At 46.2% G+C, this 18,869-nt stretch carries 19 protein-coding genes and 3 tRNA genes; 7 read left to right on the top strand and 15 right to left on the bottom strand.

What is annotated here, in order from left to right; all coding sequences use genetic code 11:
- Nucleotides 1–19 precede the first annotated feature (19 nt).
- Both tig and AC9UC2_RS04080 read right to left on the bottom strand, forming a co-directional pair.
- Nucleotides 20–1,315, bottom strand: a complete 1,296-nt coding sequence (gene tig / locus AC9UC2_RS04085) for a trigger factor (RefSeq protein WP_509525513.1) — start codon at nucleotides 1,313–1,315, stop codon at nucleotides 20–22.
- A gap of 40 nt (nucleotides 1,316–1,355) precedes the next feature.
- Nucleotides 1,356–1,431: transfer RNA gene (locus tag AC9UC2_RS04080), tRNA-Pro, on the bottom strand.
- Between the two features lie 72 nt (nucleotides 1,432–1,503).
- Here AC9UC2_RS04080 and AC9UC2_RS04075 point away from each other — a divergent pair.
- Nucleotides 1,504–1,577 (top strand) — tRNA-Gly (locus AC9UC2_RS04075).
- A 6-nt stretch (nucleotides 1,578–1,583) separates the two neighbouring features.
- Here the strand turns inward: AC9UC2_RS04075 and AC9UC2_RS04070 are convergent.
- Nucleotides 1,584–2,681: a hypothetical protein gene (locus tag AC9UC2_RS04070; RefSeq protein WP_509525511.1), complete on the bottom strand. Its 1,098-nt coding sequence runs from the start codon at nucleotides 2,679–2,681 to the stop codon at nucleotides 1,584–1,586.
- Between the two features lie 235 nt (nucleotides 2,682–2,916).
- On the opposite strand from AC9UC2_RS04070, the gene AC9UC2_RS04065 reads away from it, so the two are divergent.
- On the top strand, nucleotides 2,917–3,207 hold the full coding sequence (locus AC9UC2_RS04065) for a hypothetical protein (RefSeq protein WP_509525509.1): 291 nt from the start codon (nucleotides 2,917–2,919) through the stop codon (nucleotides 3,205–3,207).
- A 90-nt stretch (nucleotides 3,208–3,297) separates the two neighbouring features.
- Complete coding sequence (locus AC9UC2_RS04060; protein WP_509525506.1) at nucleotides 3,298–3,753, top strand: ribose-5-phosphate isomerase; 456 nt, start codon at nucleotides 3,298–3,300, stop codon at nucleotides 3,751–3,753.
- Here AC9UC2_RS04060 and trmB read toward each other — a convergent pair.
- On the bottom strand, nucleotides 3,750–4,409 hold the full coding sequence (trmB, locus tag AC9UC2_RS04055; protein WP_509525503.1) for a tRNA (guanosine(46)-N7)-methyltransferase TrmB: 660 nt from the start codon (nucleotides 4,407–4,409) through the stop codon (nucleotides 3,750–3,752). The two genes, AC9UC2_RS04060 and trmB, sit on opposite strands and share 4 nt — an antisense overlap.
- 56 nt (nucleotides 4,410–4,465) lie before the next feature.
- Between trmB and pepN the strand changes: the two genes are divergently transcribed.
- Nucleotides 4,466–7,003, top strand: coding sequence for an aminopeptidase N (gene pepN / locus AC9UC2_RS04050; RefSeq protein WP_509525501.1), 2,538 nt, complete (start codon nucleotides 4,466–4,468; stop codon nucleotides 7,001–7,003).
- A gap of 14 nt (nucleotides 7,004–7,017) precedes the next feature.
- On the opposite strand, the gene AC9UC2_RS04045 is transcribed toward pepN, so the two are convergent.
- Both AC9UC2_RS04045 and AC9UC2_RS04040 read right to left on the bottom strand, forming a co-directional pair.
- The gene (locus AC9UC2_RS04045; protein ID WP_509525498.1) at nucleotides 7,018–7,188 is read right to left on the bottom strand and encodes a hypothetical protein; all 171 of its coding nucleotides are present in this window, start codon (nucleotides 7,186–7,188) and stop codon (nucleotides 7,018–7,020) included.
- 18 nt (nucleotides 7,189–7,206) lie between these two features.
- Entirely contained in the window at nucleotides 7,207–7,722 is a 516-nt protein-coding gene (locus AC9UC2_RS04040) for an HNH endonuclease (RefSeq protein ID WP_509525496.1), read from the bottom strand.
- 120 nt (nucleotides 7,723–7,842) lie between these two features.
- On the opposite strand from AC9UC2_RS04040, the gene AC9UC2_RS04035 reads away from it, so the two are divergent.
- Nucleotides 7,843–8,391, top strand: coding sequence for a mechanosensitive ion channel family protein (locus tag AC9UC2_RS04035; protein WP_509525494.1), 549 nt, complete (start codon nucleotides 7,843–7,845; stop codon nucleotides 8,389–8,391).
- On the opposite strand, the gene AC9UC2_RS04030 is transcribed toward AC9UC2_RS04035, so the two are convergent.
- From AC9UC2_RS04030 to ettA, 5 genes are read right to left on the bottom strand one after another with little or no spacing between them, the layout of a single operon-like run.
- The gene (locus tag AC9UC2_RS04030) at nucleotides 8,379–8,753 is read right to left on the bottom strand and encodes a globin (RefSeq protein ID WP_509525491.1); all 375 of its coding nucleotides are present in this window, start codon (nucleotides 8,751–8,753) and stop codon (nucleotides 8,379–8,381) included. The two genes, AC9UC2_RS04035 and AC9UC2_RS04030, sit on opposite strands and share 13 nt — an antisense overlap.
- A gap of 9 nt (nucleotides 8,754–8,762) precedes the next feature.
- Entirely contained in the window at nucleotides 8,763–9,968 is a 1,206-nt protein-coding gene (locus AC9UC2_RS04025; protein WP_509525489.1) for an MFS transporter, read from the bottom strand.
- Nucleotides 9,968–11,644 carry a glycoside hydrolase family 13 protein gene (locus AC9UC2_RS04020; RefSeq protein WP_509526153.1) on the bottom strand — a complete coding sequence of 559 codons (1,677 nt, stop codon included), beginning with the start codon at nucleotides 11,642–11,644 and terminating at the stop codon, nucleotides 9,968–9,970. The genes AC9UC2_RS04025 and AC9UC2_RS04020 overlap by 1 nt, the downstream gene beginning before the upstream one ends.
- Before the next feature lie 2 nt (nucleotides 11,645–11,646).
- Complete coding sequence (locus tag AC9UC2_RS04015; RefSeq protein WP_509525487.1) at nucleotides 11,647–12,021, bottom strand: acyl-CoA thioesterase; 375 nt, start codon at nucleotides 12,019–12,021, stop codon at nucleotides 11,647–11,649.
- Nucleotides 12,021–13,688 carry an energy-dependent translational throttle protein EttA gene (gene ettA / locus AC9UC2_RS04010; protein WP_509525485.1) on the bottom strand — a complete coding sequence of 556 codons (1,668 nt, stop codon included), beginning with the start codon at nucleotides 13,686–13,688 and terminating at the stop codon, nucleotides 12,021–12,023. Before ettA ends, AC9UC2_RS04015 begins: the two co-directional genes overlap by 1 nt.
- A gap of 56 nt (nucleotides 13,689–13,744) precedes the next feature.
- Between ettA and AC9UC2_RS04005 the strand changes: the two genes are divergently transcribed.
- A tRNA-Arg gene (locus AC9UC2_RS04005) sits at nucleotides 13,745–13,818 on the top strand.
- A 95-nt stretch (nucleotides 13,819–13,913) separates the two neighbouring features.
- Here AC9UC2_RS04005 and AC9UC2_RS04000 read toward each other — a convergent pair.
- From AC9UC2_RS04000 to pstC, 4 genes are all read right to left on the bottom strand, one after another.
- Nucleotides 13,914–15,062: a substrate-binding domain-containing protein gene (locus tag AC9UC2_RS04000; RefSeq protein WP_509525483.1), complete on the bottom strand. Its 1,149-nt coding sequence runs from the start codon at nucleotides 15,060–15,062 to the stop codon at nucleotides 13,914–13,916.
- A gap of 114 nt (nucleotides 15,063–15,176) precedes the next feature.
- Nucleotides 15,177–16,067, bottom strand: a complete 891-nt coding sequence (locus tag AC9UC2_RS03995; RefSeq protein WP_509525481.1) for a phosphate ABC transporter ATP-binding protein — start codon at nucleotides 16,065–16,067, stop codon at nucleotides 15,177–15,179.
- A gap of 1 nt (nucleotide 16,068) precedes the next feature.
- On the bottom strand, nucleotides 16,069–17,118 hold the full coding sequence (gene pstA / locus AC9UC2_RS03990) for a phosphate ABC transporter permease PstA (protein ID WP_509525478.1): 1,050 nt from the start codon (nucleotides 17,116–17,118) through the stop codon (nucleotides 16,069–16,071).
- The gene (gene pstC, locus AC9UC2_RS03985; RefSeq protein ID WP_509525475.1) at nucleotides 17,115–18,107 is read right to left on the bottom strand and encodes a phosphate ABC transporter permease subunit PstC; all 993 of its coding nucleotides are present in this window, start codon (nucleotides 18,105–18,107) and stop codon (nucleotides 17,115–17,117) included. Before pstC ends, pstA begins: the two co-directional genes overlap by 4 nt.
- Before the next feature lie 101 nt (nucleotides 18,108–18,208).
- On the opposite strand from pstC, the gene orn reads away from it, so the two are divergent.
- Complete coding sequence (orn, locus tag AC9UC2_RS03980; RefSeq protein ID WP_509525472.1) at nucleotides 18,209–18,784, top strand: oligoribonuclease; 576 nt, start codon at nucleotides 18,209–18,211, stop codon at nucleotides 18,782–18,784.
- The last annotated feature ends 85 nt before the right edge of the window (nucleotides 18,785–18,869 follow it).

Here is an 18,869-nt window from a genome sequence, read left to right as displayed (position 1 = left end):
AAAGCACTAAAGCGAGAAATTAAGCCTCTTCGACTAGATCTGCTGGGTCGGCCTTAGGAGCGAGCGCTTCCAGATCAATAACGTTGCCTGATGCATCCTTAACTGTGATGCGTCCGAGAACTGATGCCAACGCCTTTGCGCGAGTTACCTCGGCAACGAGCTGTTGAATCTGTCCAGCCTTCTGCAACTCCTCAGCAAATTGCTGTGGCGCCATTCCATATCGCTGTGATGTGCGAACCAAGTATTCAGTTAATTCGATCTCGGTAATCTGAACATCTTCTGCCTGAACGATTGCATCAAGTAGGAAATCTGACTTCAAGGACGAGCGGACCTGACCATCAACTTCGGCGCGGTGCTCTGCATCTTCCATGCGGCCTTCGCCTTCAAGGTGATCATTGACCTCAAGTTCAACCAAGTTATCTGGCACTGGAATTTCATTGTCTGCAAGAAGCTTTTCAACTAGACGGTCACGTGCTTGTGCGCCCTGTTCCATCTTCTTTACACGCTCTAGACGAACTACAAAGTCAGCCTTTAACTCAGCAAGTGTGTCGAATTCTGATGCCAGCTTGGCAAATGCGTCATCAACTGGTGGAAGCTCGCGCTCCTTAACAGCCTTAACGGTTGCCTTAACTTCGCCCTTTTCGCCCTCTTGCTGTCCAACTAATTCAGTTTCAAACTGCTTTACGTCGCCGACCTTCATGCCGATCAAGATCTCATCAAGACCTGGAATCATTTTGTCTGAGCCAACTTCGTAAGAAATATCATTTGCTTGACCGCCATCAACTTCAGCGCCATCAATGTATGCAGTCATATCAAGAGTTGCGAAATCACCCATCTTTACTTCGCGCTCTACAGTTGTAAGCGTTCCAAAACGTGTGCGTAATGATTCGATTTGCTCATCTACATCTGAGTCTTCAACTTTTACGTTATCAACTTCAATTGTGATCTTTGAGAAATCTGGCAATACAACTTCTGGACGAATATCAACTTCGACGGCAAAAACAAGCTTGTCGTTATCTACAAACTCTTTAACATCAACTTCTGGGCGTCCAATGACTGCAACCTTGTGCTCACGAGCTGCTTGACCATAGAACTCTGGAAGAGCTGAGTTGATTGCCTCATCGATTACAGTTCCGCGACCCACGCGCTGATCGATCATTGATGCAGGAATTTTTCCCTTACGGAATCCCGGGATGTTTACCTGTGATGCAACCTTTTTATATGCATTAGCTACATGTGATTCAAGCTCAGAATAAGCAACTTCAACATCAAGACGAACGCGAGTTGGAGATAGAACTTCTACTGAACTTTTCACTAATTACTCCTAGGTGGAAGTGATGATTACCGAGACAAACTGGTCGGGGCGGGGAGATTCGAACTCCCGATCTCCTGCTCCCAAAGCAGGCGCGCTAGCCACTACGCTACGCCCCGAGGCGCAAGGATGGAGTCTAAACCAGATTTCGCACTCTGATTACCGACCCAGTACCTTTAGCCCATACACCTGCGGGTGTAGCTCAATGGTAGAGCCCCAGCCTTCCAAGCTGGCCATGCCGGTTCGATCCCGGTCACCCGCTCCAGATTGTTTATCCGATAGATCCAACCTTGTTTATCAAGGCTCTCCCAGTGAAACTCAGCATGTTCCCACTGGTTAAACCACGCTTGTCAGTAGCGCGCAATTTCAATGTTGTGGCTGACGTACAAACGATTTTTCCAATAATCATAAATTGGTAGTGACGTTGATCAAGAGTATTTATGTAAGTCGTCGCATCTGAAGTGAATACTTGGAAATCCATACTTCCACCGCTAGCAATAACTTGCATTCCAATATACATAGCCACTGCAGTCTCGGGTGCAAAAGTCCCATCGACCGAAATACTAAATGTGTAAGACCCGGTCTCTAAGGTAACAAAAATTGAGGAATCACTTATTCCTGGTTTGAGATTTGTTGCAATCATCCATGTCCCAAGATCAACAAAATATGAAATTGAGCTCGCAGAAGTTCCTGCGGCACCTGTTGTTCCGATATCACCTTTAGCGCCAGCTGTACCAGTCTCACCCTTTATACCTTGAATGCCTTGAATGCCTTGCGTACCAGTATCACCCTTAGCGCCTTCAACACCTTGTGTTCCTGCAGTGCCTGCTGCACCAGCTACTCCAGTTGCACCCGCAACTCCTTGAATTCCTTGAAGTCCTGTTGCACCAGTGAAACCAGTTGCGCCTCCTGCACCTTGAAGTCCTGTTGCACCAGTGAAACCAGTTGCACCCACAACTCCAGGAATTCCTTGTGTTCCATTCAAACCAGTTGCGCCTTTATCACCGGTAGCGCCCTTATCTCCCTTCGCACCCGTCTCTCCTTTCGCACCTATCTCTCCTTTCGCACCAGATTCTCCAATTATGTTTGAGACAACTGGAACTTCATGGGAACGTAGCGAAGTTGTAATCTTCCAAACACCTTTAGTTTTTGGGCCGTATAGATTTAAGTTTTTTGTATCAATGTAGAAATCACCATTTATGCCTAACGTCTTGGCTGGTACTCCTGCACCGCTACGAATGGTATTAACAACAGTTGTCGGTGACGGACCGGCAGCTTTAGTGCTCATCTTTTCTGCTCCGATTGCAGATGGAATAATTGCTACAGATAGAGCAACAGCGATGACTAATAAGGATTTGCTGGTTTTCATGGATCACCAAAATTTCTGTGTGGGGATTTAAGTGTGAATCTGTGAATATCCTTAATGAATAAGGGTTCCCGAATGAGACTTACGCAGTGATGTAGGGGTAACCCAAGGAGAAATTGATTAATTCTCTGCCACATTACACAGGGTCAGTGGTTAAAATTCTCAGCATGAACCTGTTGATTACAGGTAGTCAATGACGAGGGGTCAGGGACAAGAAAAACTATCGAGAGGACATGAAATGTCATCAAAGAAAAGAATCGCAGCAATTGCAATCACTATTGCAGCACTCACCACAGGATCAGTCGGAGTTGCATCAGCGCATGACGGAGCAAACAAAGGACTAGTTAAGGCAACAGTCCTTGCTGATCTAGTTAAGGCAGGAACAATCACACAGGCACAAGCCGATGCGATTTCAAAGAAGTTTGATGAAGTTCGTGCAGCCAAGCAGGCAGAGCGCGCTGCTAAGAAAGCTGCAAACCCAAATAAAGGCGCAAAGCACGGTAAGGGTCCACAGGGTCCACGTCCTTAATATCTAGAAACTTTCTATTTGAAAGTAGAAAAACCCGCCACGTGAGTAATCACTTGGCGGGTTTTTCTCTTGTCGTGGCAAGATGCGCACATGCGCATTCATATTGGTAGCGATCACGCTGGTTTGGAATTAAAAGCAGCGCTCGTTGAGTACTTGCAAAGCAACGGTCATGAAGTTAAAGATCACGGGCCCCATGAATATGACGCCGTAGATGATTACCCAGATTTTTGTATTCCGGCAGCGATTGCAACTGTGGCTGATCCAGCATCTCTAGGAATCGTTCTAGGTGGTTCTGGAAACGGAGAGCAGATTGCGGCAAACAAGGTTAAGGGTGTGCGCGCAGTGCTTGCGTGGAGCGTTGAAACGGCAAAGCTTGGCCGCGATCACAACAATGCAAATGTTGTTGGAATCGGTGGACGTATGCATTCAATCGAAGATTGCAAAGCGATTATCGATGCCTTCATTGAAACGCCTTTTTCAAATGATGAGCGCCATGTTCGCAGAATTAATAAGATTGCTAAGTATGAAAACGAAGGTTCGCTTTAAGCCTTTACATACAGCATGTCGTTGACGGCATGATCTTTATCAATTCCTTGTCCTTCAAACCGCGTAACTGGTCGCCAATCGGGCTTATCGATGACTCCCCCAGTAAACAAAGTTGAACCTGCAAAAACTTCTTGAATGCTTACTGCGTATGGAACCCAATCTGTAGCGATGTGAATAAATCCACCCTTTTTAATCTTTGGGTGGATAAGCGCTAAAAATTCTGCATTAACTATTCGACGCTTATTGTGCTTTTTCTTTGGCCATGGATCTGGAAAGAAAAGGTGAATGCCATCAAGAGATTCATCTGCGATCATGTGTTGCAGAACAACGTGAACATCTTCTTCGATGACTTTCAGGTTTGTTAAATCGTTCTCAATTATGCGAACTAGCAGCTTGCCGATTCCGGGTGGGTGAACATCAACTGCGATGTAGCCATTGTTGGGGTGATTCTTTGCAATGATTGCGGTGGCCTCACCCATTCCAAAGCCGATCTCCATGATTACTTTGTCGCTGGATGGAAAAATCGCTGGAATATTTATCTGCTCTTGCTTGAACTCAATTCCGTGAACCTGCTGCAAAGCATCTTTGGCTGCTCGCTGGGCTTCAGTAATTCGGGAGCCTCGGATGCTGTAGCTACGAACCGAAGGGCGTTCCATGGGGCAACTGTGTCATGGTTGGATAAGAACCTACAAAATACCAAAGGGAGATACCAGTGCCAGGTCTGAATTTGAGCCGTGCCGAAGCTAAAGAGCGTGCGGACCATCTTTATGTAAATAGTTATGTCGTAACCCTTGATGTCACAAAGGGCGAGGAAACTTTTTACTCAAAGTCTGAGGTTTCATTCACATGTAACAAGCCTGGATATGCAACCTTCATTGATGCCGTTGGTCGCTCAGTAATCAGCGCAACCCTTAATGGTGTTGCAGTTGATACAAGCAACTTTGATGGCGAAAGCATTTTCTTAACAAACCTGGCTGCTGACAATCTTTTGGTAATTGAAATTGAGGCTGAGTATTCAAAATCTGGTGAAGGTTTACAGCGGTCTGTTGATCCCTCCGACGGTGAGGTTTACTTGTATTCGCAAGGCGAAACCGCACATATTCGAAACATGTTCCCTTGCTTTGATCAACCTGCACTAAAAGCAACATTTACATTAACCGTTACAACTCCGGGTCACTGGGAAGCGGTTTCAAATAACCCAGTTGAATCAAAGGTTGCAAAGGGCGACATGGTTGAATGGAAGTTCTCAACCACGCCCCGCATCTCAACATACTTGGACGCTTTGATCGCTGGCCCTTACTCATCTGTCCATGATGTTTACAAGGGTCAAAAAGAGATCCCAATGGGAATTTATTGCCGCAAGTCAATGATGCAGTATCTAGATCCAGAAGATATTTTTCTGATTACTAAGCAAGGTTTTGAATACTTCGAAAAGACTTTTGGTTTGGCGTATCCATTTGAAAAGTATGACCAGATTGCAGTTGTTGACTTCAACTTTGGTGCAATGGAAAACGCAGGAGCAGTTACTTTCCGCGAAGATGTATTGGTGTTCCGCAGCCACATGCCAGATAAGGCATACCTGTCCCGCGCAAACACAATTCTGCACGAGATGGCTCACATGTGGTTTGGTGACATGGTCACAATGTCATGGTGGGATGATCTATGGCTTAACGAATCATTTGCTGAATGGTCTTCATATTTAGCACTTTCTGAATCAACTCGCTTTAAGGGTGCCTGGTCTGAATTTAACTCTGCTCGCAAAAACTGGGCATACCGTCAAGATCAATTGTCATCTACCCACCCAATCATCGCCGACATGGTTGATATGGAAGCGGTTAACGCAAACTTTGATGGAATCACATATGCAAAGGGTGCTTCGGTTTTGCACCAACTAGTTGCACACGTTGGCCGCCCACAATTTATTGCTGGACTTCAGAAGTACTTTGCTAAGCATGCATGGGGAAATACAACCCTTGAAGATCTGCTCGTTGAACTAGAAGCATCAAGTGGTCGCAAGCTTGATAGCTGGGTAAACACCTGGCTACAAACCGCTGGTGTAAATACATTACGTCCGGCTTTAGAGATTGAAGGCGATGCATACAAGAGCGTCACAATTTTGCAAGAGACTCCGTTAGTTCCAGCAGATTCAAAAGAGCTTCGACCTCATCGTTTAGCAGTTGGTCTGTATGACATCAGCGGCGACTCATTAAAGCTTCGTAAATCTGTCGAACTAGATATTGCTGGTACATCCACTGTTGTTGCCGAGCTAGCAGGAGAAAAGGTTGCAGATCTATTGCTCATCAATGACCGCGACCTTTCATATGCAAAATTGCGTTTTGATGTTCGTTCAATTGCAACGCTAAAGACTCATCTGGGCAAGTTTGATGATGCTCTAGCTCGCGCTTTGTGCTGGGCATCTATTTGGGACATGCATCGTGATGCAGAAATCTCTGCTGCAGACTTCCTTGAAATCGCACTTAACGGTCTTGCAGGTGAAACCGATGATGCGATCGTAAACATTGTTTTGACTCAGTTGGGTACTTCAGTTGAAGCATATGCAAAGGATTCAAATCGGGATGCATACCGTGAAAAGCTAGCAAATGGTCTGTGGTCACTAACTCAAAATTCTGCCCCGGGAAGTGATCTTCAGCTTCTTATTTCGCGTGCATTTGCAGTCAACGCTCAAACATCAGAACAAACTGCAAAGGTCCGTGAACTTCTTAATGGAAGTGCGCCAGGGCTAAAGGTTGATGCAGATCTTCGTTGGTACTTCTTGATTGCGCTAACAGAGCGTGGTGCAACAACAAAGGCTGAACTAGAGGCAGAACTTGCAAAGGACAACACAACTACTGGAAACCTTGCCTATGAAACTTGCTTAGCAGCAATGCCAAATAGCGAAGCCAAGGCATACGCCTTTAATAAGGTGCTAAACGAAGACATTGTTACTTCGGTTCGCACCGCATTGACTGTTGGTTTCCAGCGACCAATCCAGCGTAATCTTCTAGAACCCTTTGTAGCTTTGTACTTTGAAAACTTGATCAAGGCTTGGGAATCAAAATCATATGAAGGCGCAGCCAAGTATGTAACTGGTTTCTATCCAAACTGGATTGTGAAGCAATCAACCGTTGATGCAACCAATGCTTGGTTAGCAGGTGCTGGAAAAGATTCGCCAGCTGTGCTTCGTAAATTGGTTAAAGAGTCACAAGACGGCGTAATCCGTGCACTTAAGGTTCAAGCTCTAGATAAGTAAGCCTAGAGAAAGAACTACTCGATCGTTGTGATCGAAGATGTCTTGGCCTTTCTAGGCTTTGACATCGCGTAAGCAAGAACTGAGATCACAACAAACATGATTGTTGGAACCACGAAAAAAGTTACAACAGTTTCCAGAACTGACATTCCTGGGTACTCGACAATTGGACCTTCGTTGTTGTTCATGGCGAAAGTGTAATTTATCTATGCCGTTGCCGCTGCCACACCAAATGGTTCTAGATACTGCAACCATCTGTGATCTGTGCGACCAGTTCCAAGGATTCGCCATGCCGCTCCAACTGGCTCGCGTGGAAGAGTCCTTAAACGCCAACCTAATTCCTTCAAGTGTTTATCAGCCTTTAAGTGATTGCACTTGTGGCATGCTGAAACGACATTCTCCCAATTGTGCCCACCGCCACGACTACGCGGAATCACATGGTCAATCGATGTAGCAGGTGCGCTGCAATAAACGCATCGGCCACCATCTCGCGCAAATATTGCACGACGTGAAAGTGGTACTGCATGACGATATGGAATTCGAACAAATTTATTAAGTCGGACTACTGATGGCAATGAAATTTGCCCGCCAGCAAAACGTAAAACTTCGCCGGAATCTTCAACCATTGTTGCTCTGTGATTGAGAACCAAAATGAGCGCGCGACGATCTGTGATGACACCCAGTGGTTCATAGGTGGCGTTAAGAACTAGTGTGCGCGACATCAATCGCTCCCGATCTGGCGCGTGGCTCGTGCCGATTGGGTTATCTTGCACCAAAACACCCGACCGCGTGGGTATTTGATGAGGGCTTTTAGGTAAATATTTGGATACAGTCTCATCATTATGAGTGACAACGTGCGTGAATTTCTGGACTGGATGGCGGGTACTCCCCTTCGAGTTCTAACCATCCTTGTGGCAGCTACCCTGATTCAGTCCTTTGGTTCACGGGCAATTGCACGCGCTATGGCCAAATTGGCGGCAGCTGATTTAGTTCCAGGACCGCGCAACATTGTTGCTCGTCAAAGAGAACGTGCGACCACTTTGGGTGGAGTGCTCACTGCAACCCTAAAGTCAGCAACATGGATCATCGCGATTGCAATGGCACTGGGAGAATTTGGTTTTGATTTAGGGCCTTTGATCGCATCCGCCGGTGTTGTTGGTGTTGCACTTGGTCTAGGTGCGCAAACTTTGGTTCGCGATATTTTGTCTGGAATCTTTATGTTGATTGAAGATCAATACGGAGTAGGCGACACCATTTCTGTCTTGGAAGTTGAAGGCGTTGTTGAAAAGGTTGGTTTGCGCGTTACAACTGTTCGCGATGGTCAAGGAACTTTGTGGTACTTACGCAACGGTGAAATTCTAAAAGTTGGAAATCAATCTCAATCAGGCTGATTAACTAAAGAGTTAGCTGCCATTTCTAGATAGATCCAAAGCTCTGCCTTTAATGCCGCGTCAATTGCGATTCCATTTACTGCTTGGTGCATTGCATTCAACCACGCATCACGAGCTTCTTCGGTGATCTGAAATTGTGCATGACGCATTCGCAAACGTGGGTGCCCGCGATTTTCTTGATATGTACTTGGTCCGCCCCAATACTGTTCTAGAAACCACTGCAAACGTTGAGCAGCACCCTTCATATCTGTTTCGGGGTACATCGGACGCAAAATGGGATCCGTTGCAACTACTGCATAGAACTGAGAAACAAGATCGGCAAAGAACTTTTCTCCGCCAACTTGTTCGTAAAAAGTGCTCATGGAATAAGGCTAGCGGAGTTTAAGTGAGCGTAGGCCAAGAGCCAGCACTGGAACAGCAGCAAAGAAACAAAGCCATCCATAACTGAGTGTTCCAATGATTAATCCTGCTACGGCGCCCCCTGCTGCACCTGACAGGTTCATTACTAAATCACTTGCACCTTGTGATGAGGCTCTAAATTCTGTTTCAACGCTTTCAGATAAAAGCGCAGATCCAGCAATCAGTGTGCATGACCACCCCAGTCCAAGAAGAAATAACCCGACACCAAGTGTGTACGCATCATCTGCACGGGCAAAGCCCGAAATAACAGTTGAAAGAAGCAAGGTCAGGATTCCAATTTGAATAACCCGCACGCGTCCAAGTCGATCACTGAGTGCTCCAACAAGTGGAGAAAACGCGTACATACCTAAAACGTGGATACTGATTACCAAACCAATAACAGTTAGCGTCACATCAACATGTGCCATATGAACAGGTGTCATCACCATCACTGACACCATGGCAACGTGACCGATAGCAATTGAAAGAATGGCAAAAAGTGCTGTGGGGTTATTGCGAATGTGTGTCAACGCTTTCTTGGTGTCACCCTTTTCTAGCTTCTTTACCGATTCTTTATTGGCAACTAAGTAAGGATCTGGTCGAAGAAACATTGCAATAACAATTGTTGCCAATCCCAAAGTCGCAGCAGAGATTAAATACGGCCCAACCAAACGCGGTAGACCAAAGTTCTCAGCCAAGTTTCCTGCAGGCTGCATCAGGTTAGGACCCGTTACTGCTCCAATTGTTGAACCCCATACAACAAAGGACAGTTGTTTCGCGCGGGTTTGGTCAGTTGATAGATCGATTGCCGCAAATCGAGCTTGGTAACCAGCTGCAGATGCTGCTCCAACCATGAAGGTTCCGAGTAACATCAAAAAGATGTTGCGTTGTGCGCCACCAAGAATTGCAAACACCGAACCGATTGCACCTGCGATGTAGCCAACTGATAAAGCCAATCGGCGTCCGCCGCGCGCGGTTAAACGCGCAAGTGGCAACGCTAAAGCTGCTGCTCCCAGAACGGCGCTTGTTTGTGCAAGACCAGCAAGAGTTTCTGAATCAGTGATCGATGAAACAAGAAGTGATCCAGCTGCAACCGTTCCGGCAACTCCAACACCGCTCAAAACTTGCGCGCTGGCAAGAACCCTTACGGTTCTGTGTTGCAGCGCAGAATTTGGCATTATGGAATTAAGCGCACCCAAACAGCGGTATCAGTTGGCAATGTGTGTCCTGTTACGGGCCCACTTGCAACAAGAATCTGGCTATTGCTTGGCAATTGAATTGGTGCACCAAAGTTGATGTAGCAGGCAAAATCTCCTGGACGCTCGAATGCGACTACATCTTTGCCTGCTTCAATCCATTCCATTGGGCCATCACCAAGACCTGCTTCGGTCTTGCGAATCGCAAGTGCTTGGCGATACATAGTTAGCGTTGAACCTTCAACACCATCTTGTGTATCCACTGCGTACTTGCCCATCCATGGTGATTGCGGCAACCAGGTTTCATTCAGTTTCAAAGCATCATTAGTTGAAAAACCAAATCCACCCTTTGGATCAGCAGACCATGGCAATGGAACGCGACAACCATCGCGACCACGATCTTGGAAACCACTCATCTTCCAACGAGGATCAGTTAAACGATCTTCAGGTAAATCACGAACTTCGGGTAAACCAATTTCTTCACCTTGGTACAGATAAGTACCACCCGGAAGTGCCAGTGTCATCAACGTTGCACTGCGTGCACGAAGCGTTCCGCGAGCAATGTTCAACTTTGATGCATCGCCTTGGCGAGACAGAGTTGTATCACCATGATTGGTTAGCCCTAGATCCAAGCGATCAATAGAGCGAACAACATCGTGATTGTTAAACACCCATGATGTAGGAGCTCCAACTTCGGCTAACGCTTCAATTGAGTTATTAATCTTCTTCTTAATCTCTGCTGCATCCCACAATGTTGTCAACATCTCGAAGTTAAACGAGTTCTGAAGCTCATCAGATCGAACATATCGAGCGATGCGTGAAGCTGGACTTACCCATGCTTCAGCAACTGCCATGCGATCTCCTGGGTATGAATCAAAAATCTTGCGCCATGAACGGTAGATATCGTGAACGCCTTCTTGATCCCAGAATGGTTTGTGCTCTGTACCAAGCATCGTTGCGGTTGGATCAATGCGAATATCTGGCAGGCCAGCTTCCTTCACCATGCCGTGTGCGACATCGATACGGAAACCATCAACGCCGCGATCCAACCAAAACTTCAAAACATCTTCTAAGTGATCTTTTACTTCTTGGTTTTCCCAATTCAAATCTGGTTGTTCGACTGCAAACAGGTGTAAGTACCACTGACCTGGTGTGCCATCAGCTTCAGTGATGCGATGCCATGCAGGTCCGCCGAAAACTGCTTCCCAGTTGTTGGGAGGCAAATCTCCATTTTCACCTTTTCCATCACGGAACATATAGCGATCACGTTCTTTTGATCCCGGCTTTGCAGCTAATGCTTCCTGGAACCATTTGTGATCACTTGATGTGTGATTGGGAACGATGTCAACGATTAATTTAATTCCAAAATCATGTGCTTCTTTGATCAACTGTTCTGCCTGAGCCAAAGTTCCATACGCTGGCTCGATATCCATGTAATCAGAAACGTCATACCCATGGTCATGTTGTGGTGATGGATACCAAGGAGAAATCCAAATTGCATCAATACCTAATGAATGTAAGTAAGGAAGACGTGAACGAATACCTTCGACATCGCCGATGCCATCACCATTTGAATCAGCAAATGAGCGTGGATAAATTTGGTAGGTAACAGCATCTCTCCACCAAGGGCGCTCTTCGCGTGAAGCCAACGTGCTCATCATTACTCCGTTTCGAGATATTTAGTTAGGAACTCTCGCTCAGCATCATTGATGGGCCGAGATTTCTTTGTATCCATAGAGACTGTTACTTGAACTGTTTTAATTCGAGCGACTAATTCATCACCATTCTTCATTTCGTAAGTAAGACCAAAAGATGAGTTTCCAATGGAATGTACCCAGATTTCGATGTCGAGATAAATATCGCCTGTATAAATCGGTGCAATAAAATCTACTTCAGCTCTAGCAACAACCATCTCGAGCATTTTCGACCATGCGAAGCGAGCTTCTTGGGCATAGACCAAATATGTTGCATTGTTTACATGACCAAATGCATCAAGATCGCCCCAACGAACATACTGTTTGTTCTGCGATTTCATTAACGAGTCAGCTTTCGATATGTCATGCGATGAGGGCGTGATGCTTCAGAGCCCAAGCGCTCAGTTTTATTTGCTTCATAACTTTCAAAGTTTCCTTCAAACCAGAACCACTTCGCATCACCTTCGTAGGCCAAAATGTGGGTTGCTACACGGTCCAGGAACCAACGATCGTGGGAAATCACAACTGCGCACCCTGGAAATTCCAGCAGCGCATTTTCAAGTGATCCCAAGGTTTCAACATCAAGGTCATTCGTTGGCTCATCCAGTAGTAAAAGATTTCCACCCTGTTTCAAAGTTAACGCCAAGTTCAAACGGTTTCGTTCTCCGCCTGAAAGGATTCCGGCAGCTTTCTGCTGATCTGGACCCTTGAAACCAAAGCAAGAAACATAGGCGCGTGAAGGCATTTCAACTTGGCCGACCTTAATAAAGTCATTGCCATCTGAAACAACTTCCCACAAAGATTTCTTAGGATCGATACCACCACGGCTCTGATCAACATATGAAATCTTTACCGTTTCACCAATTTTCACTGCGCCAGAATCTGGCTGTTCCATACCCATCAAAGTCTTAAATAGTGTTGTTTTACCTGCACCGTTTGGACCGATGATTCCGACGATTCCGTTACGTGGCAAAGTAAATGAGAGATCTTCAATAAGAACGCGATCTCCAAAGCCCTTAGTTAAGTTGTTAACTTCAATAACAACATTTCCAAGACGTGGGCCAGGTGGAATTTGAATTTCTTCAAAGTCCAACTTGCGCATCTTGTCTGCTTCGGCCGCCATCTCTTCATACCGTGCAAGACGCGCCTTTGACTTAGCTTGGCGACCCTTTGCATTTTGGCGAACCCAGTCCAATTCTTCAGCCAAACGCTTTGCACGCTTTGCATCTTTTTGACCTTCAACCTTTAGGCGTGCTGCTTTAGTTTCAAGGTAAGTCGAATAATTTCCTTCATACGGATAAGCACGCCCACGGTCTAGTTCAAGAATCCACTGCGCAACATTGTCCAAGAAATATCTATCGTGCGTAATCGCTACAACTGCGCCGACGTACTTATTGAGATGCTGTTCAAGCCACAAAACAGATTCTGCATCCAAGTGGTTTGTAGGCTCATCAAGAAGCAATAAATCTGGCGCTTGCAACAACAATTTACATAAAGCAACGCGACGCTTTTCTCCACCAGATAAAACAGAAACATCTGCATCTGCCGGTGGGCAACGAAGTGCATCCATTGCTTGCTCTAACTGAGAATCCAATTCCCACGCATTGCGGTGATCAAGCTGCTCTTGCAACTCTCCCATTTCAGCCAACAACTTGTCGTAATCTGCATCAGGGTTTGCCATCTCGGCGCTGATTTCATCAAAGCGCGCAAGCATCGCAACAGTTTCAGCCACACCCTCTTTAACGTTATCAATTACATTTTTTGTCTCATCAAGAACTGGCTCTTGCAACAAAATTCCAACTGTGTAGCCAGGAGTCAGATATGCCTCACCATTTGATGGTTGCTGTAATCCGGCCATGATTTGTAAGACGGTGGATTTACCCGCACCGTTGGGTCCAACAACGCCGATCTTGGCGCCGGGATAAAACATGATCGTGACGTCATCAAGGATGACCTTGTCACCGTGCGCTTTACGCGCCTTCTTCATCGTGTAAATGAACTCAGCCATGGAATGAAACCTTAGTGGTAGTGGCGGGTAGACTATGCATTACGACCCTCCTACAAGCGCCTGTAGCTCAGTCGGATAGAGCACCCGCCTTCTAAGCGGGTTGTCGCAGGTTCGATTCCTGCCAGGCGCGCACACTCTGTTCGTGATTGTTAACTTTGAAGCATAAAAGAACCCAGGGCTACCCTCGTGGCCCTGGGTTCTTTTATTTATTTATTGAGTTTTAGATTACTTGTTTGCGCGAGCGATTAATTGCTTCGCTTTTTCTAGGAATGTTCCTTCAACCACGACAAAGCCAGTTGAGGCTGCACCTAGTGAACACTCTGGTGAGAGCAAGTACTCAGCAAGCTCAACTACAGCCTTGCCCTTTTCCTTGTTCTTGTATGAGGTCTCTAGCAACATGTAACTAATAATTCCAAGAGTGTACGCTCCTGGAACCTTTGTGCCGTAGTCGTAGGTAACGATTCCGTCAGCAGCTTGCTTAGCCTCACCCAAGAACGCTGATACAGCAGCTGAATCTGGAAGTGTGAAACTTCCTGATGCGTTACCAATGTGTGCAGCACGGAGACCAAATGAAGTTCCCCATTGCTTCTCTGCGTATGTGATTGAGTAAGGAGTCTTTGAAGCAAGAGTTGCTACACCTTGTGAACCATTTGCACCAACGATGCGACCGATGTTCTTTGTGTCGTTGATGTTGCCAGGGAAAGCTGTTGTAAATGCATCGTTAGCTGGCTTGTTCCAAACTGTTGCAGCATTGCCGCTCATCCAGCGAGTGAAGTTGTTAGTTGTTCCTGATGTATCTGAACGGAACACAACCTTGATTGGCTTATTTGGAAGTGTGTAAATGATTGACTTTGTTGCATTGCGAAGGACGATTGGATTGCCCTTTGAATCCTTACGAGCATTTCCGTTTGCATCCTTGCGGTAAATAACTGACTTCACTGTGCGGTTATTGTCCGCAACAATCTGTGGGTCATTCCACTGAGTGATTTGACCAGCGAAGATCTTTGCAACTGTGTCAGCAGAAAGATAGATGTCTTTCTTTGCTGGAAGGTTTACAAGTACTGCGATTGGAGCAGCAACGATTGGTGCATGGAAAATTGTTGAACGCTTCTTAGCACCTGTGTGTGCTGAATCTGAAAACCAGAAATCGCCGATTTCGTTGTCAGAGTTGTTCTTACCTGTACCGGAACCAGTTGATGTGTAAACAAATGAATGTCCAGTCTTCTTAGCAAAGCCTGCCTTGCAAGCTTCGACTAGAGGAACAACAAATGATGCGCCTGATCCCGCAAGATCAACGGCGTGAGCTGGCGTTGCGCCAGAAACTGCAACTACTGCGGCAAGGACAATCGCCTTAACCTTGTTAGAAAACTTCATGAACAACCTTTCGTAGGAGGGTAAAACCTTTACATCTACGAAAGTAGTCAGAAAGAGTTAAGCGAAAGCAAGGAACAAGTTAACAAATCCCTTACCTTATGTGAACAATAGGTGTTAGCCGAAACGTCCTGTTACGTAATCTTCTGTGCGCTTATCCTGAGGAGAAGAGAAGATTTTGCTTGTTGGCGCAGCTTCAACCATTACGCCAGGTCCACCATCAGATAAGAAGAAGGCGGTGTAGTCCGATACACGTGCGGCCTGCTGCATATTGTGGGTAACGATGACGATGGTCATGGTTTTTGCTAATTCAGAAATAGTTTCTTCGATTCGGAAGGTAGAACCAGGATCTAGTGCCGAGCAAGGTTCATCCATCAGAAGTACCTGAGGCTCAACCGCCAATGAACGAGCAATACATAAACGTTGCTGCTGTCCACCTGAGAGAGCTCCACCGTGCTCGCCTAAGCGATCTTTAACTTCACTCCATAATCCTGCGCGAACAAGGCAAGATTCCAACAAATCATCAGTATTGCTTCTCTTTAACTGAGCAAGCTTTAGTCCTGACAAAACATTCTCACCAATAGTCATAGATGGAAATGGGTTTGGCTTCTGAAACACCATTCCAACACGCAAACGAATCTTTGTAACATCTGTTCCAGGGGCATAAATGTCCTGGCCATCCAAGAGAACTTCGCCTGCTAAAGCTGCGGTTGGAATGAATTCATGCATGCGATTTAGAGTGCGAATAAAGGTTGATTTTCCGCAACCAGAAGGTCCAATCAGCGCAGTTACAGTTCCGGCAGCAAAATCAAGTGACACATCAGAGAGAACATGCTTCTTGCCGAACCACGCATGGACGCCACGTGTCTCTAATCCAGTCCCTAGCAAGTTAGTCCCTGGTACACGCTGTTCGCGGTTACCTGCGACAGACGCTAGTGATGATGGCGTTGTTGCTTGCATTTTTTTCTCCATGTTGTTGTCGTTATTTGAATTCTCGGTAGATGACATTTCAGCCAACCTTTCTTCCGCTAAAGTAACGTGCAAGGCTAAATAAGAGAACAATCAAAATTAGCAAGATCAACATTCCGCCCCATGCTCTTGCATAGGCCTCTTCAGTGCCGCCGGTTAAAAACGCCTTCCAGATATAGAAAGGTAAGGAGCCCATTGGACCTGATGCAGGATTGAAGTTCAAGGCATCAGCACCACCTGAAACAAGCAAGATTGGAGCGGTTTCACCAATGATTCGGGCTACACCCAAAATTACTGCTGTTACCAATCCGCTACGGGCTGCAGGAACAACTACGCCAGAGACTGTGCGCCACTGAGTTGCACCAAGTGCAACACCAGCTTCGCGAAGTTCATTTGGAATTAGCAAAAGCATTTCTTCAGCTGTGCGCGCAATTGTTGGAATCATCAAAATACTTAAGGCCATTGAACCCATGAGGCCGGTTAATTCTTGTGTCACTGGGATAACCAGAATTGAGAGAATAAAAAGGCCTGCAACGATTGAGGGCACACCGCTCATTGCTTGAACAAGGAACTTGATTGGGCGGGCCAACTTGCCGCGGATTTCTGTTAAATAAAGTGCGGTTAACAAACCGATTGGAAAACTAATCAACAGCGCAACACCAACCATAATGATCGTGCCGACCAAGGCATGCAGCAAGCCGCCCGCTGTAACCGGGTCATTTACAGATGCCATTGTCATGTCCTCAGTAAACATTCCGAAGTGGATGCCTTTGTAGCCCCGTACAACAACTGTCGAGACAATACTGACAATTGGGATCAGCGTAAGCACAATTGCTAATGAAGCAAAGCTGCTGAGCAATGAATCCTTAGCTGCTGCTAAATCTCGCAAACGTAGCTGCTGAAGGAAAATGAGCGTGGAAGCGATGACAAAAAATGAAATAGCAAACCCTAGTTTTCCGCTGAGCCCGGTGGTCTTTACAGCGACTCCCGCAAATACAACACCTAACAAAATCAATCCAGCTGTGTTTAACCGTTGTTGGATTGTGGTCGCCCAAGGAGTTTGAGGGGTGGGAATAGTTGTCTGTGTCATCGTCCTTTTTTCCCAAATGTATTGATCAAGATATCGGAGATTGCATTGACCACAAGCGTTAACAAGAACAGGACTAGACCTGCAGCCATCAGCGCATCAACCTCTTCTGGGCCAGCTTCGCCGAACTTCAACAAAATCAGTGAAGCAACGTTTCCACCTGCACCAAACAAAATTTGCCAGTTAATCTGATACACAACATTAAGAACGGTATACACAGCAACGGTTTCACCCATGGCGCGACCAAGTCCCAACATGGCACCACCAACAACACCGCCACGGCCATAAGGAATGACCACTGCGCGAATCATTGCTAATTTTGATGCACCTAATGCATAAGCCGCTTGAATTCGATCTAATGGAGTTTGATCAAAAATTTCGCGCGAAATTGCGGTAACGATTGGAATAATCATGATTGCAAGAACAACGCCGGCAATAAATGGCGAACGCGCAAAGATAGGCGCAGGTACATCGAGTAAAGGAATGAAACCTAGATACTTGTTTAGAAGTTTTGCCCAATATTCCGCACTGCCCATTAACACTATGAAGCCCCAGAAACCAAACAGCAGCGAAGGAAATGCCGCCATAAGATCGATCAGAGATACAAGAAATTTCTTTACCGAACCACGAGCATAAAAAGTTAAATACAAAGCGCTTAATACAGCGATTGGAACCCCGATGATTACCGCGATTAAGGCGGAAAGGAAAGTTCCAACGAGCATTGCAGCTAAGCCAAAGGTGCTCTCTGCGATTTTGCCTTCAGCATCTTGCAATACTTCCCACTTTGATTCGGTAATGAAGGAAAGCTGCTCAACCTTTAGAACGTTGAAACCTTTGATTGATAAGAAAAGTGCGATCAAACCCAGAATGACCAGAGAAGACATTCCACCGACTGTTACTACTGCCCGAAAGACTTGATCTGAGCGTCGAGGCTTAGTCGTAACCTCGCGTGGCTCGGGGATGGCAGCCGACCGATTTTCCATCAATGTCATGACCCGAATCTTGTACATACTTGGGTTTTTTTACATAGACCGAAGGTGTCTAGAAGGTTAACAAAAGGTGAAATCACCCCTTTCCCCTTATGGTTGCCCCTATGCCCAATGAGCAAGCCAACCTGATCTGGATCGACTGCGAAATGACCGGGCTTTCCCTTGAAAAAGATGTCCTGGTCGAGATCGCCGTCCTTGTGACTGACTCAGATTTAAATGTCATCGGCGAAGGCGTCGATGTTGTCATCAAAGCCACACCAGAACAGCTTGCTGGCATGAATGAATTTGTCACACAAATGCACACCACTTCTGGCCTGATTACAGAAATTCCACACGGCATTTCAGTACAAGAAGCAGAAGCCAAGGTCATTGCATATTTAGAAAGTGCATCCACACAACCAGGAAAATCACCACTGGCAGGAAATTCGGTCAGTGTTGACCGCTCATTTATTGCACGCGATATGCCGTTGCTAAATGATTACCTGCACTATCGAACCGTTGATGTGTCTTCAATAAAAGAGTTAACGCGCAGATGGTTTCCGAAGGCGTACTTTGCCGCCCCTGCAAAGACCGGCAACCACCGCGCCCTAGGTGACATCCAAGATTCAATCGCAGAGTTGGCTTATTACCGCCAAGCAGTCTTTATCTCAGCACAAAATGAGGAGCCAACCACCGCGTAACAGCGGGTAGACTTAGCAACTCATGGTGGACGTAGCTCAGCTGGTAGAGCACCCGGTTGTGGTCCGGGATGTCGCGGGTTCGAGC

This window comes from Candidatus Planktophila sp. (genome assembly GCF_036734405.1).
In the GTDB taxonomy this organism is placed as follows: domain Bacteria; phylum Actinomycetota; class Actinomycetes; order Nanopelagicales; family Nanopelagicaceae; genus Planktophila.
Note: the sequence above shows the minus strand (reverse complement) of the source record. Positions and strands in the feature narration are given on the sequence as shown.